Annotated in this window: 5 protein-coding genes; 1 reads left to right on the forward strand and 4 read right to left on the reverse strand. The window is 66.8% G+C overall.

What is annotated here, in order from left to right; translation table 11 throughout:
• Window positions 1-123: 123 nt before the first annotated feature.
• The 4 genes from AC1RQK_RS40215 to AC1RQK_RS40230 form a co-directional block, all read right to left on the reverse strand.
• Complete coding sequence (locus tag AC1RQK_RS40215; protein ID WP_492815212.1) at window positions 124-1,368, reverse strand: multifunctional CCA addition/repair protein; 1,245 nt, start codon at window positions 1,366-1,368, stop codon at window positions 124-126.
• Window positions 1,369-1,376: 8 nt separating this feature from the next.
• On the reverse strand, window positions 1,377-2,066 hold the full coding sequence (locus tag AC1RQK_RS40220; protein ID WP_492373952.1) for a glutathione S-transferase family protein: 690 nt from the start codon (window positions 2,064-2,066) through the stop codon (window positions 1,377-1,379).
• Between the two features lie 209 nt (window positions 2,067-2,275).
• Entirely contained in the window at window positions 2,276-3,301 is a 1,026-nt protein-coding gene (locus AC1RQK_RS40225) for a complex I NDUFA9 subunit family protein (RefSeq protein WP_492815214.1), read from the reverse strand.
• Between the two features lie 105 nt (window positions 3,302-3,406).
• Complete coding sequence (locus AC1RQK_RS40230) at window positions 3,407-5,359, reverse strand: lytic transglycosylase domain-containing protein (protein ID WP_492373950.1); 1,953 nt, start codon at window positions 5,357-5,359, stop codon at window positions 3,407-3,409.
• Window positions 5,360-5,455: 96 nt separating this feature from the next.
• On the opposite strand from AC1RQK_RS40230, the gene AC1RQK_RS40235 reads away from it, so the two are divergent.
• Window positions 5,456-6,064 (forward strand): 5-formyltetrahydrofolate cyclo-ligase, encoded by a 609-nt coding sequence (locus tag AC1RQK_RS40235; RefSeq protein ID WP_492373949.1) that lies wholly within the window; start codon window positions 5,456-5,458, stop codon window positions 6,062-6,064.
• The last annotated feature ends 200 nt before the right edge of the window (window positions 6,065-6,264 follow it).

Genomic DNA, 6,264 nt, shown 5'->3' on the forward strand with positions numbered 1-6,264 from the left:
ATCCGGGTCGCTTCTTTGCCTACTTTCTTGGCGAGACAAGAAAGTAGGTCGCCTCCCCGCAGGGGAGGTGAAACTGCTGTTGCCCTTGACCTTCAGCCGTTGCAGCTGAATTTGCAGTTGCAGTTAAACCCCTCCCCCCCCAACCTTAACCTCCACTGCCGCCACCCGCGCAGCATGCACCCGATCCTTAATCAACCCAGGATCCCCAGCACACTCCCGCGCCACGGCCCCGGCGTCCACCGAAGCCGCCGCCTCCAGCGCCATCATCAACCGCGCCGTCTGCGGATACTCCCGGTCCTCAAACCCAAGCCGTCCCCGCGCATCCGCCTCGCATGCCTGCAGCACTTCAGCAAACCGCGCCGGCTTGCGCAACGCATCGCACCGCTCCAGCAATCGCGTCAGCGCAGCCGCGCCAAACGCCTCGGAGCGATGGATATTGCCATGCTCGCGCGCCACCACCACAGCCAGGTCACGGCAGTCAGTCGGCACGCGTAACCGCTTGCAAACCGCCTCCAGCAATGCCACGCTGCGCTGCTCGTGCCCGATATGACGGGGCAGCACATCCTCGGGCGTGGTGCCCTTGCCCAGGTCGTGCATCAGCGCGGCAAAGCGCACCGGCAGCGAGGTGCCCATCGCGGCGGCGGTATCCACGACCATCATCACGTGCACGCCGGTATCCACCTCCGGGTGGTAGTCGGCCCGCTGCGGCACGCCCCATAGCCGGTCCAGCTCGGGCAGCAGCCGCGCCAGCGCCCCGCATTCGCGCAGCACTTCGAACATGCGCGAGGGCCGTGCCTCCATCAGGCCGCGCGCGAGTTCCTGCCAGACGCGTTCGGCCACCAGTGCGTCGACCTCGCCGGCTTCCACCATCCGGCGCATCAGCACCAGCGTCTCGGGGGCTACCGTGAAATCAATGAAACGCGCGGCGAAGCGCGCCACGCGCAGGATCCGCACCGGGTCTTCGGCGAAGGCGTCCGACACATGGCGAAACAGCCGTGCGGCAAGGTCGCGCTGCCCGCCATAGGGATCGATCACAGGGCCCGTGAGCGCGCCGTCATCGCCCACCGCCTGCGCCATGGCGTTGATGGTGAGGTCGCGCCGCACCAGGTCGTCTTCCAGCGTCACGTCCGGCGCGCAATAGAACGAAAAGCCCTTGTATCCTGCCGCGGTCTTGCGCTCAGTGCGGGCCAGCGCGTATTCCTCCCGGGTCCTGGGATGGAGGAAAACGGGGAAATCCTTGCCTACCGGCTTATAGCCCTGGGCTTCCATCTCGGCCGGGGTTGCGCCCACCACCACATAGTCGCGGTCCTGGCTCGACAAGCCCAGCAGGGCGTCGCGAATGGCGCCGCCTACGGCATACACCTGCATGGACGAGCTCAATGGTTGATCACGACCGCATCGGCGCGATCGGGGGTGAGGCGGTAGGGCTCGTCGGAGGCGAGGAAATCGCGCTCCTCACGGGCATCGGCGATCCACGCCTGCATGGCCGGCAGCGCCAGGATAAAGTCCGCATATTGCTTGGCGGCCTCCGGCAGGTGGATGCCATAAGTGGCAAAGCGGCTGACGACCGGCGCGAAAAATGCGTCGGCAATGGAGAACGCGCCAAACAGGAACGGCCCGGCGGCAGCATGGCGCGCGCGCAGGTCCGACCAGATCGCGGCGACACGGTCCACATCGCGCTGCACCGCCACGTTCCAGCCCATGCCGGGCAGCACCGCGGTGACGTTCATCGGCAGCTGGCTGCGCAGGTTGCCGAAGCCAGAATGCATCTCCGCGCAGATCGAGCGCGCATGCGCACGCTCGGCACGGTCGGCCGGCCAGAGCCGCTTCTCGGGAAAGGACTCGGCCAGGTATTCGGCAATCGACAGCGAGTCCCACACCGAGACATCGCCATCGACCAGCACCGGCACCTTGCCAGTGGGCGAGTGCTTCGCAACCGCTTGCTCAAACCCGGCCACGAACAAGCGTACCTTGACCTCTTCGAACGCAATGCCAGCCTGCCGCATCAGCAGCCAGGGGCGCAGCGACCAGGAAGAGTAATTCTTGTTGCCGATGACGAGCTTCATCGCAAAATCCTTGCAGGAAAACGTGGGGGAGCGCGCGCGGGGCCGGGGCAAGCCCGCAGCGCGAAGCGCGAAGCGTGCGCACGCAAGCGCACGCCGGCGAGCGAACCATTGTAGCCAGCCGCGCCAAGCGCCTCCAAGCGAATTACGCTCGCAGCGATGTGAATCCTGGTCACATGCGAAGGGCAAAACCCGGCAGGGCAGCCTGCCGCTCAACGATACCCGCTGCGCCGCAGTCCCAGCATCTGGCTCTCGTGCCCACGGCCCGCCAGCACATCGGTCATCACCACCTCCAGCCCCACCGGCTGGCCCAGCCCAAGCTCGGGCGCGATCGGCCCCCGCATGACATTGTCGAGCCGCATGGAGTCCAGGTTGTCGCGCGACATCACCGGCGCGCCCGGCATGTATTCGAGGATGGCTGCCTGCACGCGGGCCAGGGCGTCGGGCAGGTGCAGGACCGGGCGCGGGTGGCCGCTGGCGCGGCCCGCAAAACGCACCAGCGCCTCCAGCGTATAGACCTGCGGCCCCGCCAGGTCGTAGGCGCGGCCGATAGTGTCCCGCGTCGCCATGGCGTTGACCATGACCTGCGCCACGTCCTCCACGTACACCGGCTGGAACCTGGCATGCGCGCAGGCGAGCGGCACTACGGGCGCCAGTTGCTGCATATGGGCGAACAGATTGAGGAAATGGTCGTCGGGGCCGAATATCACGGACGGACGGAAGATGGTCCAGTCCAGAGCGCTCTCGCGCACCACGCGCTCGCCGTCGCCCTTGCTGCGCAGGTACATCGACGGGCCGGCGCTATCGGCGCCCAGCGCGCTCATGTGCAACAGCCTGCGCACGCCAGTGCTGCGGCAAGACTCGACAATGCGCCGCACGAGGTCTACGTGGGCGGCGGCAAAAGCCGCGCCGTAGGGCTCGGCGCGTTCGCCATGGAGAATGCCGACCAGGTTCACCACGACGCCGTCGGTGCCCAGCGTGCCAATGGCGGTGTTCAGCGCAACATCGTTCCTCACGTCCAGCTCGATCACCTCGACGCGCGGCAACAGCAGCAGGTGCTGCGCATGCTCGGCGTCGCGGGTAGCGGCCACGATGCGCTCAGGGTCCAGAGGCGGCTCCACGACGGTGCCCGGCTCCAGCGGCGTGGCCGACGCGGTGGCAACACCTGCCAGGCGGGCTACCAGGTGGCTGCCGACAAAGCCGGCCCCTCCGATCACTAGAACGTTGCTGGTCTGCATGGATCTCTCCGCGGCAAGGGACGACTGGCGCACGCTCCAGGGCTGGAGCACGCGCCGGCTACCGCATTGGCCTGCAGACCGCGCTGCCTTGAAGGCGTTAAAACCTCAAGGCAGGCTGGTGGTGGTGATCTGCGACGGCGACACCACGCCCAGGCGATCCTTGAGCGACTGCGGCCGGCCGCTCATCAATGCAGCATAGTACGTGGCGTTCGACAGCACATTCTTCACATAGGTCCGGGTCTCCGAGAACGGAATGGTCTCGGCGAAGATCGCGCCCTCGACCTGGCGCGGCAAGCTGGAGCGCCAGTTCTTGGGACGGCCCGGGCCGGCGTTGTAGGCGGCCGAAGCCAGCGTCCAAGAGCTGTCCAGGTCAGTCAGCACCATGCTCATATAGTTGGTGCCGAGCTGGATGTTGATATTGGGATCGCTCATCATCGAGGGCGAGAAGTCGGTCATGCCAATCTTGCGCGCAACCCACTTGGCGGTCGCCGGCATCACCTGCATCAGGCCATGGGCGCCGGCGGACGAGCGCGCGTTCATGATGAAGCGCGACTCCTGGCGCACCAGCCCATAGGCCCACGCCATATCCAAGCCCACGTCATCGGTGGCGCGCTGCATGATGTCGCGGTACGGCATCAGGAAGCGCAGCGAGAAGTCATGCTCGGCCTGGGTGCGGTCCGCGGTGTTCACGGCGCGGTCCAGCAGTTCGATGCGGCGGGCGTAGTCGGCGGCGGCCAGCAGCTGGCGGTCGGTCATGCCGCGCAGTTCCCAGTTCCATTCACGATTGCCTTCGAAGCGCAGGTTCAGGTCATAGAACTTCTGCGCGCGCAGGAAGCCCGGGCGGGTGCGCATGGCATTGACCTCGGCATCGCTGACCTGCGTGCGTGCCGGCAGCACGATGCGGTTGCCCAGTTCCTCGCTGGCCAGCTGGCCGTAGAAGTTGAACTGGCCGGCGATCGACTGGAACTGCTTCTCGGCCTCGGCGCCGCGGTTGTCCGCCTTGAGCGCGCGCCCGTACCAGTACGTCCAGGCCGGATCCTTGGCGCGCAGCTCGGGGCGCATCAGCTCCACTGCCTGGCGCACCTGCTTCCAGTCGCCCTGGCGCAGTGCGGCGCGCACGCGCCATTCCTGCGTTTCGTCGGACAGCCACTGGTTACCACCCAGGTCCATCTGGCGGCGGTAGTAGCCGGCCGCCTCGGGTGCAAGCTTCTTGGCGGCGTACTGGCCGACCACGCCCCAGCCGGCGCCCTGCTCGTCGCGCGACAAGCTGCCGGCGTTGGCGCTCAGGTAGGCCGCGGCCTGGGAGGGATCGTTGCGCGCCATCTTGACCACGGTGGCGAGCGTGTTGCTGTCGCCGCGCGCGTCCGGCGCGGTGGCGGCGATGCGCCCGGCCAGCGTCACATAGTTCTGTTCCAGCGCCTGGCGTGCCTGGAAGGCCACGTCGCTCGGCTCGATCTGCCTGCTTTGGGCCAGGTAGCCGATCAGGTCGACACAGCCTTCGCCGTAGTAGCGCGGATCGCTCAGCGCCGCGCGTGCGTCCGCCGCCACGTTCTGGCCCTTGAGCGCGCGTGACAGCAACGCGTAGCACTCGACCTGCGTGTCATCCTTGAGCACGAACTGCGGGTATTCGGCGTCGAAATTGGCCCAGTCGCGCTTCTTGCCCAGCACCAGCAGCCAGTCGTTGCGCATGCGGTCGGCAATGGCCTCGCCCTTGTAGCGCTGCAGGAAAGCGCGCACCTGGTCGTCAGGGGCGTCGATGCGGGCCAGGCCGCTGGCGTCGAACATCTGCGGCTTGATGCGGAAGTACTCGACGTAAGACGAGATCGGGTAGTCCACCAGCGTGGCCGAGATGGCGTCGGTGCGTGCCACGTCGTTTTTGCGCGCGGCGTCGCGCAGCGCCACGAAAGCGTCGTCGGGGTTGCTCGGGATAGCGAGCGACTGCGATTGGGGTTGCGGCTGGGGCCGTTTCTGCGCAAATACCGGCGTGGCAAGCACTGCGCACGCGATCGCCGCCAGGGCGGCCTTGGCCACACGCTGCGGATATACTCCCTTCGGCATTCTTCTTCCTTGTTGTGACGGCCGGACAACACCTTTCGAGGGCGTGCATCCGACCGTGCAATGTTGGGTCAACAGCAGACATTATCCCACGCAGCCATGCCAAGCGACGACGTTCGCAGCCCCTCCGGCGCGCCCGGAAAGCCCGACTCCAGCGTGCCGCGAGCGGCACTGCGGCGCCAGTTGCTGGCGCTGCGCGGCGCATTGCCGCAGCGCCCCGCCGCCGACGCCGGCATCGAAGCCGCGCTGGCCGCCCTGCTGGAGCGCTTGCCCGTGCATCGCCTGGGCTTCTACTGGCCGATCCAGCAGGAGTTCGACGCCCGTGGCGTGGTCTCGCGCTGGCTGGCCGGCGCCCCCGCGCGGCAAGCGGCCCTGCCGGTGGTAAGCCGGCCGGGCGCGCCGCTGGATTTCCACCAGTGGGAGCCGGCTACGCCGATGGTTGCCGGGCATTACGGCATTCCCGTGCCCGATGGCACACCGCCCTTGCTGCCAGACGTCCTGCTGATTCCATGTGTCGGTTTCAGCGGGGATAAGTTCCGCCTGGGCTATGGCGGCGGGTTCTACGACCGCACGCTGGCGGCGCTGGCCGCCAGCGGGAACGCGCCGGTGGCGATCGGCATCGGGCATGAGGCCTGCCGGATTGCGTTGGTGCCGCAGGAGCATGATTTGCCGATGGATTGGGTGGTTAGTGAGGGGGGGGTGTTTTGAGGGATATGGGATGTTATTGGGGGGTGGTCGCTGTTTCTTTGATCGGTGTTGGTTTTTGAACCCAAAAGCCATACGACATCCCCCTGCGGGGTTGGTCGCTGTTTCTTTGATCGGTGTTAGTTTTTGCACCCAAAAGCCATACGACATCCCCCTACGGGGGCTGCCGGTCACTTTTCTTTGACCGGCAAAGAGGGTGGAGA

The sequence above is a fragment of the Cupriavidus sp. GW822-FHT02D05 genome, from assembly GCF_058802485.1.

What these genes read in the sequence shown, in the direction of transcription:
- AC1RQK_RS40215 (WP_492815212.1), bottom strand. Translation starts at nt 1,368, where the DNA reads ATGCAGGTGTATGCCGTAGGCGGCGCCATTCGCGACGCCCTGCTGGGC.
- AC1RQK_RS40220 (WP_492373952.1), bottom strand. Translation starts at nt 2,066, where the DNA reads ATGAAGCTCGTCATCGGCAACAAGAATTACTCTTCCTGGTCGCTGCGC.
- AC1RQK_RS40225 (WP_492815214.1), bottom strand. Translation starts at nt 3,301, where the DNA reads ATGCAGACCAGCAACGTTCTAGTGATCGGAGGGGCCGGCTTTGTCGGC.
- AC1RQK_RS40230 (WP_492373950.1), bottom strand. Translation starts at nt 5,359, where the DNA reads ATGCCGAAGGGAGTATATCCGCAGCGTGTGGCCAAGGCCGCCCTGGCG.
- AC1RQK_RS40235 (WP_492373949.1), top strand. Translation starts at nt 5,456, where the DNA reads ATGCCAAGCGACGACGTTCGCAGCCCCTCCGGCGCGCCCGGAAAGCCC.